The sequence below is a fragment of the Bacteroides celer genome, assembly GCF_002632415.2.
GTDB lineage: Bacteria > Bacteroidota > Bacteroidia > Bacteroidales > Bacteroidaceae > Bacteroides.
Genome location: NZ_CP178209.1, coordinates 3893808 through 3915915 on the forward strand (window position 1 = coordinate 3893808; position 22108 = coordinate 3915915).

Annotated in this window: 19 protein-coding genes; 9 read left to right on the forward strand and 10 right to left on the reverse strand. The window is 42.7% G+C overall.

The annotated features are described in order from the left end of the window. Positions 1–261: 261 nt before the first annotated feature. The 4 genes from CJF29_RS15930 to CJF29_RS15945 are packed head-to-tail and all read left to right on the forward strand — an operon-like array spanning position 262 to position 5197. Positions 262–1626 carry a sigma-54-dependent transcriptional regulator gene (locus tag CJF29_RS15930; protein WP_004300616.1) on the forward strand — a complete coding sequence of 455 codons (1365 nt, stop codon included), beginning with the start codon at positions 262–264 and terminating at the stop codon, positions 1624–1626. Between the two features lie 5 nt (positions 1627–1631). Beyond that, positions 1632–2885, forward strand: coding sequence for a sensor histidine kinase (locus tag CJF29_RS15935; protein WP_099147296.1), 1254 nt, complete (start codon positions 1632–1634; stop codon positions 2883–2885). Positions 2886–2942: 57 nt separating this feature from the next. Beyond that, complete coding sequence (locus CJF29_RS15940) at positions 2943–3968, forward strand: AI-2E family transporter (RefSeq protein WP_099147297.1); 1026 nt, start codon at positions 2943–2945, stop codon at positions 3966–3968. Between the two features lie 56 nt (positions 3969–4024). Further along, positions 4025–5197 carry a glycosyltransferase gene (locus CJF29_RS15945; protein ID WP_099147298.1) on the forward strand — a complete coding sequence of 391 codons (1173 nt, stop codon included), beginning with the start codon at positions 4025–4027 and terminating at the stop codon, positions 5195–5197. A 23-nt stretch (positions 5198–5220) separates the two neighbouring features. On the opposite strand, the gene CJF29_RS15950 is transcribed toward CJF29_RS15945, so the two are convergent. The 6 genes from CJF29_RS15950 to CJF29_RS15975 all read right to left on the reverse strand — a co-directional run bounded on the left by CJF29_RS15950 (position 5221) and on the right by CJF29_RS15975 (position 11350). Then, positions 5221–6297: a transposase gene (locus CJF29_RS15950; RefSeq protein ID WP_002558306.1), complete on the reverse strand. Its 1077-nt coding sequence runs from the start codon at positions 6295–6297 to the stop codon at positions 5221–5223. Continuing rightward, positions 6239–6649: a hypothetical protein gene (locus tag CJF29_RS15955; RefSeq protein ID WP_002558307.1), complete on the reverse strand. Its 411-nt coding sequence runs from the start codon at positions 6647–6649 to the stop codon at positions 6239–6241. Before CJF29_RS15955 ends, CJF29_RS15950 begins: the two co-directional genes overlap by 59 nt. Positions 6650–6771: 122 nt before the next feature. Next, on the reverse strand, positions 6772–7224 hold the full coding sequence (rimI, locus tag CJF29_RS15960; RefSeq protein ID WP_167511765.1) for a ribosomal protein S18-alanine N-acetyltransferase: 453 nt from the start codon (positions 7222–7224) through the stop codon (positions 6772–6774). Positions 7225–7226: 2 nt separating this feature from the next. Beyond that, positions 7227–8693 carry a RimK family protein gene (locus CJF29_RS15965; protein ID WP_099147520.1) on the reverse strand — a complete coding sequence of 489 codons (1467 nt, stop codon included), beginning with the start codon at positions 8691–8693 and terminating at the stop codon, positions 7227–7229. A gap of 130 nt (positions 8694–8823) precedes the next feature. Continuing rightward, the gene (locus CJF29_RS15970; RefSeq protein WP_004300622.1) at positions 8824–10068 is read right to left on the reverse strand and encodes an ABC transporter permease; all 1245 of its coding nucleotides are present in this window, start codon (positions 10066–10068) and stop codon (positions 8824–8826) included. Positions 10069–10150: 82 nt separating this feature from the next. Beyond that, on the reverse strand, positions 10151–11350 hold the full coding sequence (locus CJF29_RS15975) for a pyridoxal phosphate-dependent aminotransferase (RefSeq protein ID WP_004300623.1): 1200 nt from the start codon (positions 11348–11350) through the stop codon (positions 10151–10153). Positions 11351–11530: 180 nt separating this feature from the next. On the opposite strand from CJF29_RS15975, the gene CJF29_RS15980 reads away from it, so the two are divergent. Continuing rightward, a complete protein-coding gene (locus CJF29_RS15980; protein WP_008999943.1) occupies positions 11531–12766 on the forward strand; it encodes a fucose isomerase in 1236 nt (411 codons plus the stop codon). Between the two features lie 26 nt (positions 12767–12792). After that, positions 12793–13008, forward strand: a complete 216-nt coding sequence (locus tag CJF29_RS15985) for a hypothetical protein (protein WP_004304182.1) — start codon at positions 12793–12795, stop codon at positions 13006–13008. Between the two features lies 1 nt (position 13009). Here the strand turns inward: CJF29_RS15985 and CJF29_RS15990 are convergent, their stop codons facing one another. The 4 genes from CJF29_RS15990 to CJF29_RS16005 form a co-directional block, all read right to left on the reverse strand. Then, on the reverse strand, positions 13010–13849 hold the full coding sequence (locus CJF29_RS15990; protein WP_099147519.1) for a histidinol-phosphatase: 840 nt from the start codon (positions 13847–13849) through the stop codon (positions 13010–13012). 155 nt (positions 13850–14004) lie between these two features. Beyond that, entirely contained in the window at positions 14005–15873 is a 1869-nt protein-coding gene (locus tag CJF29_RS15995) for an ABC-F family ATP-binding cassette domain-containing protein (RefSeq protein ID WP_004300627.1), read from the reverse strand. Between the two features lies 1 nt (position 15874). Then, a complete protein-coding gene (locus tag CJF29_RS16000; RefSeq protein ID WP_099147518.1) occupies positions 15875–16675 on the reverse strand; it encodes a DUF3805 domain-containing protein in 801 nt (266 codons plus the stop codon). A gap of 59 nt (positions 16676–16734) precedes the next feature. Then, on the reverse strand, positions 16735–17928 hold the full coding sequence (locus CJF29_RS16005; RefSeq protein ID WP_004300629.1) for a hypothetical protein: 1194 nt from the start codon (positions 17926–17928) through the stop codon (positions 16735–16737). A 241-nt stretch (positions 17929–18169) separates the two neighbouring features. Here CJF29_RS16005 and CJF29_RS16010 point away from each other — a divergent pair, with 241 nt between their 5' ends. The 3 genes from CJF29_RS16010 (at position 18170) to CJF29_RS16020 (ending at position 21769) form a co-directional block, all read left to right on the forward strand. Then, complete coding sequence (locus CJF29_RS16010; protein ID WP_004300631.1) at positions 18170–18859, forward strand: response regulator transcription factor; 690 nt, start codon at positions 18170–18172, stop codon at positions 18857–18859. Positions 18860–18886: 27 nt separating this feature from the next. Continuing rightward, positions 18887–20668: a sensor histidine kinase gene (locus CJF29_RS16015; protein WP_004311246.1), complete on the forward strand. Its 1782-nt coding sequence runs from the start codon at positions 18887–18889 to the stop codon at positions 20666–20668. 156 nt (positions 20669–20824) lie between these two features. Continuing rightward, on the forward strand, positions 20825–21769 hold the full coding sequence (locus CJF29_RS16020; RefSeq protein ID WP_004304184.1) for a DUF5106 domain-containing protein: 945 nt from the start codon (positions 20825–20827) through the stop codon (positions 21767–21769). Positions 21770–22108: the final 339 nt, after the last annotated feature.

The window sequence follows — 22108 nt, forward strand, 5'->3', positions numbered from 1 at the left end:
ATAATTGATTATAAAACAAATAGAAATTACATAATTCTTCCACCGTCCAAAAATTAAACGCCCTAACGTCCAATAATTGGACATTACCGAGAGAATCCCTCTATTCTACCCTATTCTAACTCGTTCTGACTCATTCCAGCATAAACTTTGTATGAAAACGTCTAATTATTGGACACTCCCTTGCAAAGAAAATCAAAAACAGATACCTTTACCCGGAAACTTAAAAGGAACATTCAACGGACAGAGCCCCCAATCTTGCGTATGGAAACAGGAACGATTTTAATTGTAGACGACAATAAGAGTGTATTAGCCTCACTGGAGTTATTACTCGAGAATGTGTTCAGCACAGTCCGCACAGCTGCCAATCCTAATCAAATCACGACCATCTTATCTACCACTCCGATTGATATTGTGATTCTGGATATGAACTTTTCAGCAGGAATCAACAATGGTAACGAGGGACTGTACTGGCTGAAACATATCCATGAAATCCGCCCTTCACTGCCCGTTATTATGCTAACCGCCTACGGTGATGTAGAATTAGCCGTTAAAGCACTGAAGAATGGTGCAACAGATTTTCTACTAAAACCATGGGATAACCACATACTGATACAGAAAATAAAGGAAGCCTATCAAAACAATCGTCCAACCCATCATAAAAACTCTCCCAAATCAACCCAGAAAGCATCCGGTGATGAAAATCTGAATAAGTCAGAAATGTTGATCGGTCATTCCCCTGCAATGCTACAGCTAATTAAGGTAGTTACTAAAGTCGCCAAAACCGATGCCAATATCCTGATAACCGGAGAAAACGGAACAGGAAAAGAGATGTTAGCCAGGGAAATACATCGCTTATCTTCACGAAACACCCGTCAGTTACTTAGTGTCGATATGGGGGCTATCAGCGAATCGCTCTTTGAGAGTGAACTCTTCGGACACGAACGTGGAGCGTTTACTGATGCTTATGAAAGCCGTCCGGGTAAATTCGAAGCCGCCAATGGTGGTTCGCTTTTTATGGATGAAATCGGAAATCTCCCTCTTGCATTGCAGGCCAAACTACTGACTGTACTACAAAACCGAAATATCACCCGAATCGGAAGCAACAAAGTGATTCCCGTTGATATCCGACTCATCTCCGCCACCAACAAAGACATACCGGAGATGATTAAAGAAGGTTTGTTCCGCGAAGACTTATTCTATCGCATCAATACCATCCATCTGGAAATTCCCCCTTTGAGAGAACGGGGAGATGATCTATTATTATTCATCGATGCTTTTCTTCATCGCTTCGCTTCCAAATATCAACGACCGGAAATGCGAATGCATGAGCAAACGATTGAAAAGCTACGCTCCTATCATTGGCCGGGCAATATCCGGGAACTGCAACACACCATCGAAAAGGCGGTTATTTTATGCGAAAGCAACGTGATACGTCCTAAAGATATTCTGGTGAAACAGACTTGGAAACCACAGACAGTCCAAGCGGTGCCCAATCTGGAAGAAGTGGAACGACAAGCCATCGAGACGGCCATCTTGCAAAATAATGGAAACCTGACTGCTGCGGCCGAACAACTTGGTATCAGCCGACAAACGCTCTACAATAAACTGAAACGATTTAAGCCCTAAGCCGTATGCTATTCAGCCGACATATATATTGGACCACATTAGGACATATCCTATTTATTCTTGCTACCGCAGGAACAGGTCTATGGCTCATTATTTCCCAACAAGGAGTGGTAATAGGGATATTACTGGTTATCTGCTCCTTGTTTCAGATTGGAAGATTAGTGAATAAGCTAAACTCTTTCAACCAAAAATTACGCCTTTTCTTCGATGCGATAGAAGACAAAGACAATATGCTCTATTTCCCCGAAAACAATGTCAGCCGGGAACAGGAAATGCTGAATCGTTCACTCAACCGTATCAATGCCCTGCTCATCCGAACTCAAGCTGAATATTCAAAGCAGGAACATTTCTACCGTTCGCTATTGGAAGAAGTCCCTAGCGGTGTGTTGGCATGGGATTCTTCCGGAAAAATAATGATGGCCAACAGTGCCGCACTGACTTTATTGGGATGCCAGCAACTAGCCCAATACGACCAACTGAAACCTATCCTGCAGGAAAAAGAGAAGAAAGAACGACTTAGTCTGTCTCAAAACCAGATGAAATTACAGAACGAAACTATTACCATCTTATCCATCAAGGATATCAGCAATGAACTGAATGATAAAGAGAGTGAATCATGGAACAAGCTAAGCCACGTGCTTACCCACGAAATCATGAACACCATTGCTCCCATCATCTCCCTGTCGCAAACATTATCCGCATATCCGGACAACAGCGAAAAAACACTTCGCGGACTTCATATCATCCAGGCACAAAGTGAACGCCTGCTGGAATTTACCGAATCTTTCCGTCGTCTCTCCTATCTGCCCCAACCGGAAAGGAAACGGTTTTCACTAACAGCCCTCCTGCAAAATCTGCAAGAACTCCTGTCTACCGATTTTCAGGAAAATCAGATTCATTTCACACTTACCTGTCAGCCGGAATTCATCGACATGGATGGAGACGAGAACCAGCTATCCCAAGTCCTGCTCAATCTCCTTAGAAACTCCATGCAGGCGTTAGACGGAAGAACGGACGGAGCAATCGAAATTTATGCATATCGGGACGAGCATATATCTATCGACATCACAGACAATGGTCCCGGTATCCCCGATGAACTGCAGGAAAAAGTATTCATTCCGTTCTTCACCACCAAATCTGAAGGAACCGGTATCGGGTTAAGTCTCTGCCGACAAATCATCCGTAACCACAACGGTCATCTGTCTATTTTGGAAAGCCGTCCCGGTAAAACAGTTTTTCATATCGACATTTCACTATAAAACAAACCTTTCACGACCTTCGAGTGTTTATTATCATATAAACGAATTTTACACGATATGAGCACCAAAGAACAATACTGGAAATATTCCCTCATTGTCATCATCCTGTTTATGGGAGTCATCATCTTCCGCCAAATCACTCCTTTTCTGGGGGGATTGCTGGGAGCACTCACCATCTACATTCTTGTACGCGGACAGATGAATCATCTGGTAGAAAAACGAAAGCTGAAACGAAGCATCAGCGCACTGTTGATTACCGCAGAAACGATTTTCGTCTTTCTTATCCCTTTGGGGTTGACTGTCTGGATGGTGGCAAACAAGTTACAGGATATCAATCTGGATCCACAGACCTATATTGCACCTATTCAACAGGTAGCAGAATTCATCAAAGAGAAAACAGGATACGATGTATTGGGAAAAGATACGCTGTCATTCATCATGTCCATACTTCCCCGTATCGGACAAATTATAATGGAAAGCATCAGCAGCCTTGCCATCAACCTGTTCGTCATGATCTTTGTGCTTTATTTCATGCTGATTGGAGGAAAAAAGATGGAAGCTTATGTCAATGACATTCTGCCATTTAATGAAACCAATACGCAGGAAGTCATTCACGAAATCAATATGATTGTCCGTTCCAATGCTATCGGTATTCCCTTACTGGCTATCATCCAAGGAGGCGTGGCTATGATAGGCTATCTGCTTTTCGGAGCACCCAACATACTGATGCTGGGATTCCTGACCTGCTTTGCAACCATCATTCCGATGGTAGGTACGGCATTGGTATGGTTTCCTGTAGCCGTTTATCTTGCCATCAGCGGAGACTGGTTCAACGCCATCGGGCTTTTTGGCTATGGGGCTATCGTCGTATCGCAATCGGACAATCTCATCCGGTTCATCCTTCAAAAGAAGATGGCGGATACGCATCCGCTTATCACTATTTTTGGAGTAGTCATCGGTCTGCCGATATTCGGGTTTATGGGAGTCATCTTCGGTCCGTTGCTTCTTTCATTATTCTTTCTTTTTGTGGATATGTTCAAGAAAGAATATCTCGACTTGCGAAATAACCTCCCATCGAGATGACGGAACTACCGAAAAATTGTGTACTTTTGCGGCTGTAAAAACGACACTATAATTTGATGGAAACATTTACATTCAATACTGTCGAACTGATTCTTTTATCGGCGGCAGGTATTCTTTTTATCATTCAGCTCATTTATTATTTCGGCCTGTACAATCGAATACATGTCCACAATAAGGCTGTGGACAAAGAAGAGGCACATTTCACACGAGAACAGCCTCCACTTTCCGTGATTCTCTGCGCACGCAATGAGGCTGAAAATCTTCGTAAAATTCTACCTGCCATTCTGGAACAGGACTATCCACAATTTGAAGTGATTGTCATCAATGATGCTTCCACAGATGACACCGAGGATATACTGGGAGTGATGGAAGAAAAATATCCTCATCTTTACTATAGTTTTACGCCCGAAAGTGCACGCTATATCAGTCATAAGAAACTGGCTCTGACGTTAGGCATCAAAGCCAGCAAACATGACTGGCTGGTATTTACGGAAACAAACTGTATGCCCGCCAGCAACCAGTGGTTAAAACTGATGGCACGTAATTTCACTCCACAGACTCAAATTGTGTTAGGATATAGCGGATACGACCGCACAAAAGGATGGTTGCACAAACGTACTGCATTCGACGCTTTATTCCAGTCTTTGCGCTATCTGGGATTCGCGCTAGCCGGAAAACCTTATATCGGTATCGGACGCAACCTGGCTTACCGAAAAGAACTATTCTTTCAACAGAAAGGTTTCTCCAAATACCTGAATCTTCAACGTGGAGAAGATGATTTATTCATTAATGAGCTAGCTACCTCCTCCAACACCCGTGTTGAAACAGACTTCAACGCTACCACACGAATACAACCCGTATATCGCTACAAAGATTGGAAAGAAGAAAAGGTTAGTTATATGGCTACTGCCAGATTCTACCATGGAATACAGCGTTACCTTCTGGGATTTGAGACACTCTCCCGTTTGTTATTCTATATTACCTGTATAGCAGGTATCGTATTCGGGATTCTTAATTTCCACTGGCTGGTAGCAGGCATCGCATTCCTGATCTGGTTACTGCGCTTTACAATACAAGCTGTCGTTATCAACCGCACGGCCAAAGAAATGGGTGGAGGACGAAAATACTATTTCTCGTTACCCGTTTTCGACCTTATCCAACCTGTACAGTCATTGAAATTCAAACTCTGCCGTTTCTTCCGGGGAAAAGGGGATTTCATGAGAAGATAAGGGGCACTTGCAAAAACCTGTGTTTAGCCAAATATCTTTGAGAGTCTGAATAAGAAGAACTTTACATCTATAACCCCATGTAGTTGTGCTCGAAACTGCTTGATCTTTGAATTAAGAGATTCAGCAGACGCATTGGTAGACCGATTGATGAAGTAGTTGAGAATCTCTCCCTGCCGTTCATAGATGGTTGCTGCAACAGTGTTGAAGTTTTCGTCTCCGAACTCTCCGACTTTTGCATACCATTGGGCGAGGCTTTTCTTCCCGCTTTCCCTTGTGGCGTTTTTGTTATTGAAAATCATGCGCAAAGAGTGCGAGATTGAATATGCGGTCTTCATATCAGGATAGAGTTCAAACAGCAGCCTTGCACGGATTTTCTGAGTCGCTGTCCATTTATCTGCCGATGTCATCAGCAAATAGCGTGAGCGCGTCAGGAGTTCACAGACGGTATCTCCGTTTGACAGCCTCACAGGCTCGTACTTCTCATTCTTGCGGTTAGGCTTCCGTCCTTGTTTTCCTTTCCGTTTGCCTCCATTCTTCTCAAGACGTCTCTTTCGTGCCTCGGCATTCTTCTTGTTACGGAGCTTGTGCTGCTCGCGCGCTTCCACTTCGGTACGTTGGGCCTCGCGCCTGTGCCTGATACGCACTTGCTGCATGGCATCGTAGCAGTCCTTCTGGACATGGAAGCGGTCGATGGTTATCGTGGCATACGGGAAGCACTGCTTTACTATGGAATGCATGCTCTCGGAGAAGTCCATCGTTACCTCCAGCACCTTAGCCCTCTCGTACCAAAGGATGCGCATCAACGCCTTTACGACATCCTCGACCTTTGTCCCCTTGATAATGGCCACGATAGCTCCCTTGCCGCCATGGGCAGCCTTGTTGGAGATTATTGTATAAAGTTCACCGTCAGAGAGCGCTGTCTCGTCAATGCTCAGTTGTGGCCCTATGTTCTTATAGAAGACAAGCCAGTCCTCCGCATGTGACAATTCTTTCCAGGTGCGGTAACCGCTGAGGAAATCCTTGTAGGCACGTTCGAACTCGTCAGCCTTGATGTGATACGGTTTCTGGAGTGATCTGGCTGTAATCGGGGATGTATCCAAGGAATTCTTTTAAAAAAGCGGCAAACTCCTTAGTGTGCCGTGTTCCTTTTGCTGTCAACTCCCAATCTCTGCTATACGTCCTGCCCAAACCGTCCTTCCAACGGCGACGGCATACGTGCAGAACGGTACGGTGCTCGTTGAGAGGAAAGTGGTTGATGCATGATTCCGGGTAGAAACCGTTGGGAGACAGCTCTGTGTGACCATCCGGCTGAAGGTTCTTCTCGTGAAGATACAGATGGAGAATCTTCTCCACGCCACGTTCTTCTTCCTTAACATCGGTAAGGTCAAAATATTCGTTGAACTCCGAAGGGAGTATGTAGCTTAATAGCTTTACTAATGGATTCTCTGACATTGCTATATGATTGCAAAACAAAGGTACTACAAAGATTTTTTATAGCAAAAAATAACAAACGAAAACACAGGTTTTTACACGTGCCCCGAAGATAAACCGGATTTCGTGAAAAGGCAGACTTATTATTGAATCAATCGCTGCATATAAATAGCATCCGAACCATCGTGATAATAGCATGGCTTTATTCCAGCAGGAATAAAGCCATTTTTCATATATAGTCCGATAGCGGAAGTATTGGTCACTTTCACTTCAAGCGTAATCTTTGCAGCCTTACATTCGCCGGCCGTCTGAATCGTCTGATCCATCAATACCTGCCCCAGTCCTCTTCCTCTATAATCCGGATGAACAGCTATCGAATAGATTCTTAAATAACGAGTTCCCCCATGAAATAACAGGGAAACATAAGCAATCACCCTATCTCCCTCCATCATCACATAGAAAGTTCCTTTCGAACGACTTATCAGATAGGCAAACTGCTCCTTTGAGAAACTGTCTTCCCGAAAACACTCCCACTCTATTTCCAAAATAGCGGGAATGTCTGCCTGCTGTGCTTTACGGACGACTATCGGCTCCATAATCAATAATGTTTCGTTTCTAACGCTTGTTCAAAGTGATTCAACAAACGGTAATACATTTCATCACCGATAATGGCATCTTCCAGTCCATGATCAATGCTCGGATTATCATTGATTTCAATTACATAAGCCTTATCATCCACCATTTTCAGATCGACTCCATACAACCCTTTTCCTATCAGATTGGCAGCCTTGACAGCTGTATCCAAAACGACACGAGGTACCTGATAAATAGGAATCGTATCCACCAATCCACAACGGCTTCTGCCCGAATCATAGTGACAATAAATCTGCCAGTGTCCTTTTGCCATATAATATTTGCAAGCATAGAGCGGTACACCGTTCAATAGACCGACACGCCAGTCAAACTCCGTTGGAGTAAATGCCTGTGCCAGCAAGATAGCCGATTTTTCAAACAGTATCTTCAGACTGGCTTGCAGTTCTTCTTCGTTCGACACCTTTTTCATACCAATGGAATAAGAGCCATCCGGTATTTTCAGGATAAAAGGAACGCCCACCTGTTCGCTTATCTGTTCGAACGAATGATGGCTGGATTGAAAAATCAATGTAGACTTGGGAGCAGATATCTTTTCCTTCTCAAAAAGTTCTTTCAGATACACTTTGTTCGTGCACCGGATGATAGACAGCGGATCGTCAATAACAGCCATTCCGTTTTGTGCAGCCAACTGTGACAAATGGAATGTATAATGATTGAGCGACGTTGTAGTACGAATAAACAAGGCATCAAATTCGAGCAAACGGATAGCGTCATCTTCGGTAATCATCTCCACATGGATATTCATTTTCTTAGCCACCTCCGTCAATTTGTGCAAAGCGCCTTTATTGCTGGGAGGAAATTTCTCCTGCGGATCGACCAATACAGCGAGACTATAACGGGAAGCCTTTGCCGACTTCGGTGCACGCCATATTTTCTTGTTAAAGTTATCCAGCGTATTGGCAAAGAAATCCTGCTCTGCATCATTGAGCTGATTCAGGGGAAGAAAATGAATGCCCTCGATCTGATTTCTGGGATGAGTATTCAAAGCCACTCTTAACAATGGGCAAGGGTAATTCTCGAAAATAAAACGCGCAATCCGTTCCATACCTTTTTCCCGGCATTTGCCAAAGTAAATATTCAGGTACCAGATATCATCCTTGATGTCATTCTTCTGTATCCATTGATAACAAAGGGCTTGCAGACTACGGTCCATCCGCACCCCCGTTCCAGCCTCCATTTTGTTGATGATATCAACATCCGGAATGACTTTCTGTCCTCTCGTTTGGGCTAGCAGCGAACAGTAATACCCTTCAGAGTTATAGCTGTAATCATTGCTAAGATTAATAACTAACTTCCGGTCTTTCTCCACCGGCTTGTTTTTTAGATAGTCGGAAACAGTCAGGACACTACTTGTCTCATAATACGGTTTCCAGTCATCCAGATTATCCAACAGAATTAACACATTATTCATAATGGTTAAAAATTAAACCTACAAGAGGATATTAAGTAAATTGGGCGCAAATATAGACATATTATTCACTCCACATCACGCAATGGACCAAATTATTTTTGCAGTAAAAATCAGATAGGGAAAAAGAGGATTATTCGTATCTCATGGAGCTTGCCGGATTGATCTTAGTGATAAGAAATGAAGGACCAATCAACATCAATACAGATGCACACAAAGTGCCCAAATTAATCAAGATAAAAAGTAAAACATTAAAAGAAACTGGAACAGTATCTACATAATAAGTCGCCGGATCAAGTTTAAAGAATCCGAATTGAGACTGAAGGATACAGAATGCCAAGCCAATGGCATTGCCCCAAAACATTCCTTTGCCAATCAAAAAGACTGCAAACCAAAGAAAGGTTCTGCGAATCGTGAAATTATTGGCTCCCAATGCTTTTAAAATCCCAATCATATTGGTACGTTCGATGATAATAATCAATAAACCGGAAATCATGGTGAAGCCAGCAACTCCTATCATCAAAATCAGAATCACCCATACGTTCAAATCCAATAAATCAAGCCAAGCAAAGATTTGAGGATTCAGTTGTTCGATGTTACGCACATAATACACACCTCCCAACTCATCTTGCCTGTTGTCAATATCAGTTGCGATCTCATAGGTTATATCTTCCAGTCTATCATAATCTTTCACCTGTAATTCCACACCGGTCACCTGTTCCGGTTGCCAACCGTTCAAACGATTCACCAGATTAAGATCCGTCAGTAAAAAGAGGTTGTCGTATTCGGAGAAATTCGTCTGATAAATTCCGGCAATCGTCAGGCGACGAGCGCGAATATCATCCTGTATATAATAGGTATATATCTTATCTCCCAGTTTCAACTTCATTTTAGTTGCCAACGCTTTCGAGATAAGTACTTGATTGGTAGAAACTGAATCACTGAAAACAGGAATCTCCCCTTCTACCAAATACTCTTTTATAAAATGGGGGTCAAACTCCGGACCTACACCTTTCAACACCATTCCTTGAAAAGCGTCATCGGTCTTAATCATACCCGGTTTGGTAGAGAAACGCTGCACATGGCTTATCTCCGGATAATCAGCAAGAGCAGTCATCATACTGTCTCCTACCACAATGGGATGGGTTTCGTAAGAACTGACCGCATCCAAATTAGTTATCTGGATATGCGACCCGAATCCTATAACTTTATTTCTCACTTCACTTTTAAACCCGATGACTACCGCCACTGCAATAATCATTACAGCCAAACCAATAGCAATACCCGCCATGGCAATGAGGACCGCAGGACGTGACACCTGCTTTCCGCCATCGCTTTCACGATAGATACGCCGGGCTATGAAAAGTGATAAAGACATTTGTTTAAGTATTAGGTATTAAGTATTAAGTGTAGCAGCAACAAACACCCCAGAAACTACGGTTAATACTTAATACTAGAATTTATTCCGTTCTTCCCGGATACACTTCCAAAGCCTTCTGCAAGACAAAAAGAGCACGGGTTAAATCTTCTTTTTTCAATACGTAAGCAATACGAACCTCATTGATTCCAGAACCCGGAGTGGTATAGAAACCGGAAGCCGGAGCCATGAATACAGTCTGACCTTCATACTCAAAATCAGAAAGACACCATGCGCAGAACTTATCGGAGTCATCTACCGGAAGTTTAGCCACTGTATAGAAAGCTCCCATCGGAATGGGCGAATAAACACCGGGAATACGGTTCAAACCGTCAATCAGACATTTACGACGTTCTACATACTCATCATACGTTTCGCGTGAATATTCTTCCGGAGCATCCAAAGAAGCTTCTGCAGCAATCTGTCCAATCAACGGAGGACTCAAACGAGCCTGACAGAACTTCATGACAGCATCGCGTATCTCCTTGTTTTTGGTAATCAACGCACCAATGCGGATACCACATTCGGAATATCGTTTTGATACCGAATCAATCAGTACTACATTATTTTCAATACCTTCCAGATGGCAGGCAGAAATATATGGAGAACCGGTATATATAAACTCACGATATACTTCATCAGAGAAAAGGAATAAATCGTACTTCTTTACCAAGTCACGAATCTGATTCATTTCACGACGTGTATACAAATAACCGGTAGGATTGTTTGGGTTACAAATAAGAATCGCTTTCGTACGCTCATTAATCAGTTCTTCAAACTTCTCTACTTTCGGAAGGGAAAAGCCTTCTTCAATGGTCGTAGCAATAGTGCGAATCTTTGCTCCGGCAGAGATTGCAAATGCCATATAGTTAGCGTATGCAGGTTCCGGAACGATAATTTCATCTCCCGGATTCAGGCAGGAAAGGAAGGAAAAAAGTACGGCTTCCGAACCTCCCGATGTAATGATTATATCGTCTGCTGTAAGGTTGATATTGAACTTTGCATAATATCCCACTAATTTTTCGCGATAGCTACGATAACCTGCACTGGGGCTATATTCCAGCACTTTACGATCAATATTGCGTATCGCGTCAATCGCGGCCTGAGGAGTGGGCAGATCAGGCTGTCCGATGTTCAGGTGAAACACATGGACTCCGCGTTGCTTGGCAGCGTCTGCCAAAGGAGCCAGTTTTCTGATAGGAGATGCAGGCATCTCGTTTCCGCGAATGGATATGGTTGGCATAATTTTAACTACAAATTACTAATTACTATTTACTTTTTCTACTTGGAGCTGCAAATGTACGCAATAATTTGAATACAGAGACATAAAAACTTTAAAAACCTTAGCAAGGTTAAAATCGCTATGGTAAATTGAAAAGAAAGCTATACATTTGTCATACGGAAAACTTAAAACAATATCATAATGACCATACACCTTATCTCATTCGCTTCAATACTTCACAAACAAGTCTCGCTACGTAGCTCGCACGAAGCTATTTTGAGCGAGATTGAAAAATATTATACTGTAAAGTTCGTCGACCATCAAGATATGGACAAACTTAGTAGTGACGATTTCAAAATCATTTTCGTCGCTACCGGTGGGGTGGAAAGACTGGTCATACAGCATTTCGAAAACCTCCCTCGCCCCGCCATTTTACTGGCAGACGGCATGCAGAATTCTCTTGCTGCCGCACTGGAAATTTCCACCTGGTTACGGGGACGCGGAATGAAAAGTGAAATTCTGCACGGTGAATTACCGGCTATCATCTTACGTATCCATACACTTTATAATAATTTCCAGGCACAACGTTCCTTGTTCGGCAAACGTATCGGAGTCATTGGAAGTCCTTCTTCCTGGTTAGTTGCCAGTAACGTAGACTACTTGTTGGCAAAACGTCGTTGGGGAATCGAATATGTAGATATTCCATTGGAACGGATTTATGAACAATTTAAACACATTACGGATGACCAAGTCGGAGCATCATGCGCAGCTGTAGCATCACAAGCTCTTGCCTGCCGCGAAGGAACTCCCGAAGATTTAATCAAAGCGATGCGATTATACCGGGCAATCAAAAAGGTCTGTCAGGAAGAAAATCTGGAAGCGCTGACATTAAGCTGTTTTAAACTGATTGAACAAATCGACACTACCGGATGCGTGGCATTATCTTTATTGAATGATGACGGGATAATAGCAGGTTGTGAAGGAGATCTTCAATCTGTATTTACGCTATTAGCAGTTAAAGCACTTACGGGTAAAGACGGATTTATGGCAAATCCTTCCATGATTAATTCCCGTACGAATGAACTGATATTGGCACATTGCACCGTAGGTCTCAAACAAACGGAGAGATATATTATCCGCAATCACTTTGAAACAGAAAAAGGAATTGCCATACAAGGGCTACTTCCGACGGGGGATGTAACGATCATAAAATGTGGCGGTGAATGTCTGGATGAATATTACTTGTCTACAGGAACATTGACTGAAAACACTAATTATATTAATATGTGCCGTACACAAGTGCGCATCCGCATGAATACTCCGGCCGAATACTTCTTAAAGAATCCACTGGGAAATCATCATATTATGCTTCATGGTAACTATGAAGATACGTTGAACGAGTTTTTCCAGGCAAATGCTTGCAAGAGGACGGAATAAAGGCATCTATAAAAAACGAAAGATTTATGATAGGAGAAATTACATGTGCTATAAATAGAGTTGAAGAGCAAATAGAGCAGCTCTTTGACGAAAAAGAGGAGTTTATCATGGCCTATGAAGATGCGCTACCTAGAACTATGTATCTGAAGAAGTTGACTGAAATTGATTCACGAATAGACGAGCTAAAGAAAACGTTGATTTCGTTGAATGAAGAGAAACAAGAGATCCTGGATATGGAATAACTTATCCTATGGGAATATCTTCCCATTTCCCCCCATGCCATTCTACCACCGAAGTAAAACCTGCTTTCTTCAAAGCGGCTAACCCTTCGAAGCGGGCATTGTTTATTCTTTCAGGGTAGTGCGCATCACTATTCACCTGTACCCGAATACCCAATTCTTTCAGGAAAGGGAAATAACGTTCATTCGGATAGAATGTACCCAGCTCATTATAAGACTTGGTATTGATTTCCAACATATAACCACGTGCGGCAATCACCGCGAAGTAATCGCGGACCAACGTGTCATACCATGCTTCATCAAGCAAACCCGGACGATAACAGGAAGCGTTATAATGCATCTTGTCAGCATGGCCGACAATATCCAGTCCTCCCAGCTCTACCATACGGAGCAGGTTCTTATAATACAGGTGGACAACAGAATCCAAGTCACCATCGAAGTGCCTGTCTACCAATTGACGGAAAAGATCTGCCGAGGTATCAATATCTACGATTTTCCCTTCCGGAGAATACAACATATGCACAGAACCTATCCGGTAGTCAAGTGGTAGTTTTTGAAAACAAGGCAAAGAGGGATTGTTTTCTTCATTCAGGTAGTCAATTTCGAGACCGATGGCAAGCTCTATCTTACCTGCATATTTCTTTTTCAGACGAGAGAATTCGGAAAGGTAATCTTCCATTCTATCCCACTCCATCGTCCATGCGGTAGAAAATGGTAGTGGAGCATGAGAAGAAATGCCATAAGAAGTAAACCCTTCGCTGATAGCAAAACGAATAAAATCGTCCATATTGGCTCGTCCGTCGCAATACAGGCAGTGGCTATGATAATTGGTTAGGTTTGTCATACTAGGTTATATTGTCTGGGGGTATATTATCATTATTTGGTTATCCGGGAATATAATAAACTATACTTGTGCCATCGAAGTGGCACAACTGTGCCAGCATGTTGGCACTGCTACGCCAAAGAGGTGGCACAAAGGTGCCAATATAGTGGCACGAATCAGCCTTCTATTTCGCTAAGTTCCAACCAACGCATTGTCTTTTCGTCAATCATATCATTGACTTCGGGCAAACGTTTTGACTTTTCAGTCAATTCGTCAACGGAAAGTGTGCCGCTACAAAGAAGTTCCTCAATTTGTGTTTTTTCAGCTTCCAGTTCGGCGATTTCTTTTTCCAGTTGCTCGAATTCACGCTTTTCTTTAAAGCTCATCTTACGCTTGTCGTTCAGACGGACACGGGCGGTCTTTTCTTCCTGCGGCTTCTCTGCTTCTTTCTCTTTTTGTTCCTTTGCTTCTTTCCAGTTACGATAATCACTATAATTTCCGGGGAAGTCACGAATATCTCCCTGTCCGTTGAATACCATCAGGTGATCTACTACTTTATCCATAAAGTAACGGTCATGGGAAACGACAATCACACAGCCTTTGAAGTTTTGGAGATATTCTTCGAGCACATTCAGCGTGATAATATCGAGGTCATTGGTAGGCTCGTCCAATACCAGGAAGTTAGGATTACGCATCAGGATGGTACAAAGGTAAAGACGGCGACGCTCTCCCCCACTCAATTTATAGACATAGCTATGCTGGGTTTCAGGAGTAAACAGGAAATGCTGCAGAAATTGAGAAGCAGTCAGCTTCTTTCCATTGCCCAATTCGATGACTTCGGCAATATCCTGTATCACATCAATCACTTTCATCTGTTCGTCAAACTGAAGTCCGTCCTGCGAATAATAACCGAAACGAACTGTTTCGCCAATATCCACTGTTCCGCTATCAGGCTTGACTTGTCCCATCAATATCTTGATAAAAGTAGATTTTCCGGTTCCGTTATTTCCTACAATTCCCATCTTCTCATAACGAGAGAAGATATAAGAGAAATCATCCAGAATCTTCAGATCTCCGAAACTCTTGAAAAGATGGTCGGCTTCGAATATCTTGCTTCCGATATACGATGCTTTCACTTCCAGCTTTACATTATCAGTATTAAAACGCTGCTTCGCAACCTTTTCCAATTCGTAGAAAGCATCTTCCCGGTAACGAGCCTTATGTCCGCGTGCCTGCGGCATCCGGCGCATCCAGTCGAGTTCTGTACGATACAGATTATTGGCACGCTCTATTTCCACGCTCTTAGATTCAATACGTTCCTGACGCTTTTCGAGATAATAGCTGTAGTTACCTTTATATTGGTAGATTTGTTGATTGTCTATTTCGATAATCTCGGAGCAAACACGATCAAGGAAGTAACGGTCGTGAGTCACCATCAGCAGACTAAGGTTGGTACGACGCAGGTAATCTTCCAACCATTCGGTCATATCCAAGTCCAGATGGTTGGTCGGCTCATCAAGGATTAACAGATCCGGTTCGGTAATCAAAGCGTTTGCCAAGGCAACACGCTTCAGCTGTCCGCCGGACAGTTGCTTCACTTTCTGATCGAAATTACGGATTTTAAGTTGTGAAAGGATTTGCTTGGCTTTCTGTTCATACTCCCAAGCTTTCTCCTGATCCATACGTGCCAAGAGGTTTTCCAATCCCGGATGACCTTCGGTTTCCATGCAGCGTTCGTACTCCTTTATCAATTCCACCGTGCTATTACCATGATGGAAACAGGCTTCGAGCACTGTCAGTTCTTCGGGATATTGCGGATCCTGTTCCAGGTAATCCACCCGAAGATCACGACGAAAAACAATATTACCGCTATCATAACCTTCCTTTCCGGCAATGATATTCAGTAAGGTAGTCTTTCCACTACCGTTCTTTGCTATTAATCCTACCCGCTGACCTTCGGCAATGCCCAAAGATACATTTTCAAAAAGAACCAAGTCACCGAAAGACTTGGTCAGGTTATCTATCTGTAAATAAGGTACTGCCATTTTAATCCAAACACTTCTTATATTCTTCTATTACATTGCAAGGCTCTCCCGCCTTTACTTTACTCCAAACGAGCTTCATCGGGTCGATGGTCCGATCTTTATATTGGAGAACAGGAGCTTCCCGGTTGCCGTCAATCAACGTTTTCCATTCCATGCCATCCACTTCATTTGCCAGAATTGCACAAACAGTGATACCAATAGCCAACCATTCCTCTTTCTTTTTCAAACCAATCTTACCGCTGTAAATCACTTGTTGAAGTTTCTCCAAGTCCTCTTCTATTCCTTGAAAATCCTTTTTCAGTTCCTGCTTCACAGTAGATACCACCCATTCATATCCCTCATTAATCAAATAAATTTCAGAAAGACGTACAGGAATCAATTCAGCAGGATACTTCTGCCCTTCTTTACGTACCTCCAAAGTAGCGATTACATCTTCCGCCTCCTTCACAACTCCACCTTTAGGCACGGTGAAAGAACATTCAAAAGCAATATCGTCAACGCCTGTAATCCACAAATGGGAAGTATAATAAGTTCCCTCCTCCTGAAACATTTCTTTACTATACGCACATTCCCACGTTCCGACTTTCACCAATGAAGCCGAATCGTCCTCTTTCAGTTCCTGCCGGATGGCATCTTTGCCATAACCGGCTTTTCCTTTAAATGCGGATATACGAAAATTCCCCGTCCATACATCGGGATTATAGAAAAGAAAAGAGCCTTCGCCATCTTCAAACTCATTCCAGTCTGATGGATAGTTCATAGAAAACCATGCTCCGGGAGAGATAAATTTCTTGCCTTGCATCCTTTTACTTTAAAATGATTACTTGGCAAAAGTACGAATTAAATACGAATTACAAAACATCATTTCCCTATTGGCTGTATTTTCCTCCGCACATCTTTAGAAATCTCCAGAAACATATAATTCAATTTCCCGGAATGAATACCTTCTTCGTTCTCCTTATACTTCTTATTAGCATATTGCTTCGATTTCTCGAAAGTCAATAGCGACATTTCATTCTGCGACTTGCCTACCATTGTGGAGTCCAGCTGTTCATCCGGGAAAAAGTCATCCAGATCGACATCACCAATCATTGTTGTTTCCAGGAAGTTCTTATCAGTATGTGAATTATCGGTATAATACCCCACAAACATGTGTCCCGGCGTACGTACCAGAATAGGATCGATATTTATAGCCCGAAGCAGTGATGCAAACAGTACGCTACCGTCCACACAATTAATCTGCGAAGATTCCAGTGCATCATCAAACGTACGAACCCGTTGCGAGAAAACAACATTGCTCGAAAGGCTGGTGTTGGAAACAGAACTGTAACGGAATTTGCGTTTCTGCAATATATTCCAGAGAGCATACACCTGCTTGTCCACCGCCCCTTTAGCCTTACTCTGATAGCCTAAGAAGCGATTGACAATACGAGTATTCAGTGCTTCGCGAAGCAACTGGTCAATCATCGGATTCTCTTCATTGACATAGGCAGCAAAGAAAATACTTGTATCATGGAATTTGGTTCCATTCGATACATACCCCAACAGACATTCATTGATACTGCGCACAGAGAATGTACGCACCCGTTGCCCCAGATCTTTTCCATTCATCTCGACAGTAATAGCCACACTTACCGGTTCTGCCTGCACCTCATTTTTCAGAGCTTCATAGTTCCAGATGATATCAGGATAAATCGTATATTCCGTTCGAGGCTTGTTTAGTACAAATTCCGACACCGAACGGGAGAAAAAAGGCGTTTCAGCCACTTCAATCCGTACCCGGCTATAGGCTGTCTTCGACTTCACCCGAACAGCAATACACGATTTCGGATTCCCCAAATAATTAGAATCCGACGGAACAATCACCTGCGCATCAGTAGTGGCAACAGACAAAATCGCTGAAGGAAATATATTTCCGCCCAGATCATCCACAATTTCAAAACCGGAATTGAATGAAGTATATTTAAACACAGACATACCGCCAAGGAGAATTAACAGTACCACCACCGATCCTATTATTTCCTTCCGATGCCGTTTTAAGTCAATTTTTATCATTATTTGTAGTTTCTATAATCAAACGTTTCTATTGTATCTCGCTAACAAAGATAACAAATAGTGAGCGGTTTTTCCTCTTACAATCAACAAAAACTTCCATATACCTCATCAATTCTCGGAATTCCCGGAATGTAACACGATTGTAACGTCTGTTTCATCTGCCCGTAACAAAGTCTCCTCATCTTTGCAAAGGATAAAATAAAAACGTAACTTTGTCATATCACATTAATACATATATCTTATGAACGATTACCGTATTCTAGTTGTCGACGATGAAGAAGACCTCTGTGAGATTCTGAAATTCAATCTTGAAAACGAAGGTTATGAAGTTGATACTGCAAACTCTGCTGAAGAAGCAATGAAGATGGACATCAGCAGCTATCACTTGATTCTCCTCGATGTGATGATGGGAGAAATCTCCGGATTCAAAATGGCGAACATCCTGAAAAAAGACAAGAAAACAGCTAAAGTGCCTATTATCTTTATCACAGCAAAAGATACCGAAAACGATACTGTGACCGGATTCAACCTGGGAGCAGACGATTATATTTCAAAACCTTTCTCGCTGCGTGAAGTCATCGCCCGTGTGAAAGCCGTATTAAGACGCACAGTAACAACGGAAACGGAAAGAGTCCCCGAACGTCTTACTTATCAGTCGCTCGTTATTGACATCACAAAGAAAAAAGTAAGTATCGACGATGAAGAAGTGCCATTGACCAAAAAAGAATTTGAGATCTTGCTTCTGCTGGTACAGAATAAAGGACGTGTATTTTCCCGTGAAGACATCCTGGCCCGCATCTGGAGTGACGAAGTGTACGTGCTCGACCGTACTATCGACGTAAACATCACCCGTCTACGTAAAAAGATTGGGGTATACGGCAAATGCATTGTCACCCGTCTCGGATATGGATACTGTTTTGAAGCTGAATAAATAATTATGCCGAATTAAATAGTTATTATGAACCTGCCTGTAACTCAAAAGCATTTTCTTTCTTTTAGCCGAAAACTTTTCCTTTCGGTTATTTCACTATTCCTGGTATTTGCCATTTGTTTTATTGCGTACCAGTATCAACGTGAACGGGAATATAAAATAGAACTGCTAAACACCAAACTGCAAGATTACAACAGCAGGCTCTACGAACAACTGGAGAATCAACCTCTTGACAGTGAAATCATCGACGGTTATATCAATAACCATATCCTGGAAGACTTGCGTGTAACCCTTATTGATGCTCAAGGAAATGTTGTTTACGACAGCTATCCAAGTCATAATAACCAGATGGAGAACCACCTGAACCGTCCGGAAGTACAGAAAGCCATAAAACATGGCAACGGATATGATGTACGCCGTACTTCCGAGACAACCGGAGTTCCCTATTTCTATTCGGCCACTCATTATAAAGATTATATTGTCCGTTCGGCTTTACCTTACAATGTCAGCCTCATCAACAACCTGCAAGCAGACCCGCACTATTTATGGTTTACCGTAATCGTGACCTTATTATTAATGATTATCTTCTACAAATTCACCAACAAACTGGGGACTTCCATCAGCCAGCTCCGTGAATTTGCAATGCGCGCCGACCGGAACGAGCCTATCGAAATGGCTATGCAATCCGCCTTCCCGCACAACGAACTGGGAGAAATATCACAGCACATCATTCAAATCTACAAACGACTGCACGAAACCAAAGAAGCTCTCTACATTGAACGTGAAAAGCTAATCACCCACCTTCAAATCTCACACGAAGGACTAGGTATATTTACTAAAGACAAAAAAGAGATTCTTGTCAACAATCTTTTCACCCAATACAGCAACCTGATTTCAGACTCCAACCTGGAAACAACAGAAGAAGTCTTTGCCATCAGCGAACTGCAAGAGATCATTCATTTTATCAATAAGAATCAGCAAGAACGTTCGAGAGGAAAAGGTGAAAAACGAATGTCTGTCACCATCAATAAGAATGGACGGACATTTATCGTAGAATGTATCATCTTCCAGGATGCCAGCTTCGAGATTTCCATCAACGACGTTACCCAGGAAGAAGAACAGGTTAGACTCAAACGCCAACTGACCCAGAATATCGCCCATGAGTTGAAAACTCCCGTCAGCAGCATCCAAGGGTATTTGGAAACCATTGTCAGCAATGAAAATATTCCACGCGAGAAGATCAACGTATTCCTCGAACGTTGTTATGCACAAAGCAACCGTTTAAGTCGGTTATTACGCGACATCTCCGTACTCACCCGCATGGATGAAGCCGCCAGCATGATCGACATGGAACGGGTAGACATCAGTGTGTTGGTAGGTAACATCATCAACGAAGTATCGTTGGAGCTTGACGAAAAACATATTACAGTCGTCAACTCCTTAAAGAAGAGTATACAAATCAAAGGAAATTACTCACTACTTTATTCCATCTTCCGTAATCTAATGGACAATGCCATCGCATACGCCGGAAGTAATATCCAGATCAATATCAACTGTTTCCGTGAAGATGAGAATTTCTACTATTTCAGCTTTGCCGACACAGGTATTGGAGTATCTCCCGAACATCTGAATCGTCTCTTCGAACGTTTCTACCGGGTAGACAAAGGTCGTTCACGGAAAGTAGGTGGAACAGGACTAGGATTAGCTATTGTGAAGAACGCCGTCATCATCCACGGTGGCAGCATCTCCGCCAAGAACAATCAGGGAGGTGGACTGGAATTTGTATTTACATTGGCAAAGGAGAAGTAAAATCAGAAGTTATCCTGCAAAACTTGTCTAATCAAAAAACGAACAGAAAAGAACGCAGCAAAATAAAAGGAAGAAAAATTCTTTGAATAAAGTAGAAAGGACATTATCTTTGTCACCAATGTAATCTACATAAATTCAATGTAATAATTGTTAGTTATGAAAACAAACATCCATATTCTTCCAGCTATATGCATCCTTTGCCTTTGTGCCTGCAAAAGCGGCAACGCTTCCAGTCTGAACAAAAATGATGTAATACAAGACACCATTAAAACCTTTACATTGCCTGCCATCCCCCCAATGATGACAGCCCCGGAACAACGGGCAGACTTTCTGGTAAAACACTATTGGGATAACGTCAACTTCGCCGACACTAATTACATCCACCACCCCGAAGTGACCGAACAAGCTTGGGCGGATTATTGTGACATACTGAATCACGTCCCGTTGGAAACTGCACAAGAAGCCATGCGGAAAACAATCGAACAAACGAATGTAGACAAAAAAGTATTCACCTACATCACCGACCTGGCGGATAAATATTTATACGACCCCAACTCCCCTATGCGTAACGAAGAATTCTATATTCCCGTATTAGACGCCATGTTAGCTTCTCCCTTGTTAGAGGAAATTGAGAAAGTACGTCCTAAAGCCCGCCGGGAATTAGCACAGAAAAACCGTATCGGAACCAAAGCCCTGAACTTCAGCTACACATTAGCTTCCGGCGCACAAGGCTCCCTCTATCAACAGCAAGCCGACTATATCCTCCTATTCATCAATAACCCCGGCTGTCATGCCTGCACAGAAACAATAGATGCCCTGAAAAACGCACCTATCATCAACCGACTTTTGGGACAAAAGAAACTAACAGTCCTCTCTATCTACCCTGACGAAGAGTTGGACGAATGGAGAAAACACCTGAATGAATTCCCCAAAGAATGGATCAACGGATACGACAAGAAATTTGCCATCAAAGAACAACAACTATATGATTTGAAGGCTATCCCCACCCTCTACCTTTTAAACAAGGAAAAGACCGTGCTCCTAAAAGACGCCACCGCACAAGCTATCGAAGAATACTTAACTAATGTTGAACTAGAGTAAAACGATACAAAAATGAGGGTGTTCGGAGAGGGGTGTACAAAGCGCTGAAACGCCCACCAGTAAAGGGGGAAAAGCCAATGAAAACCAGTAGAGTAGAGAAGAGAAGAGTAAAGAAGAGTAAGTAAAAGTATTATTTCTGTTATAAACAACAGCAATAATACTGGGCAGAGAAGATGGCTTTGGATGCTGCCGTTGTCGGTTCGGATCACTTCGTCGGTGCCGTTTCTGTTCCCGTGTCCCTCATGAACTGTTCGTCCGGCAGATGACCGACTTTTGTCTGGTAGGTTGTTGATGCTCGCCCAGTAGGTAACGGACATTCACACGGTAGATAACCTACGT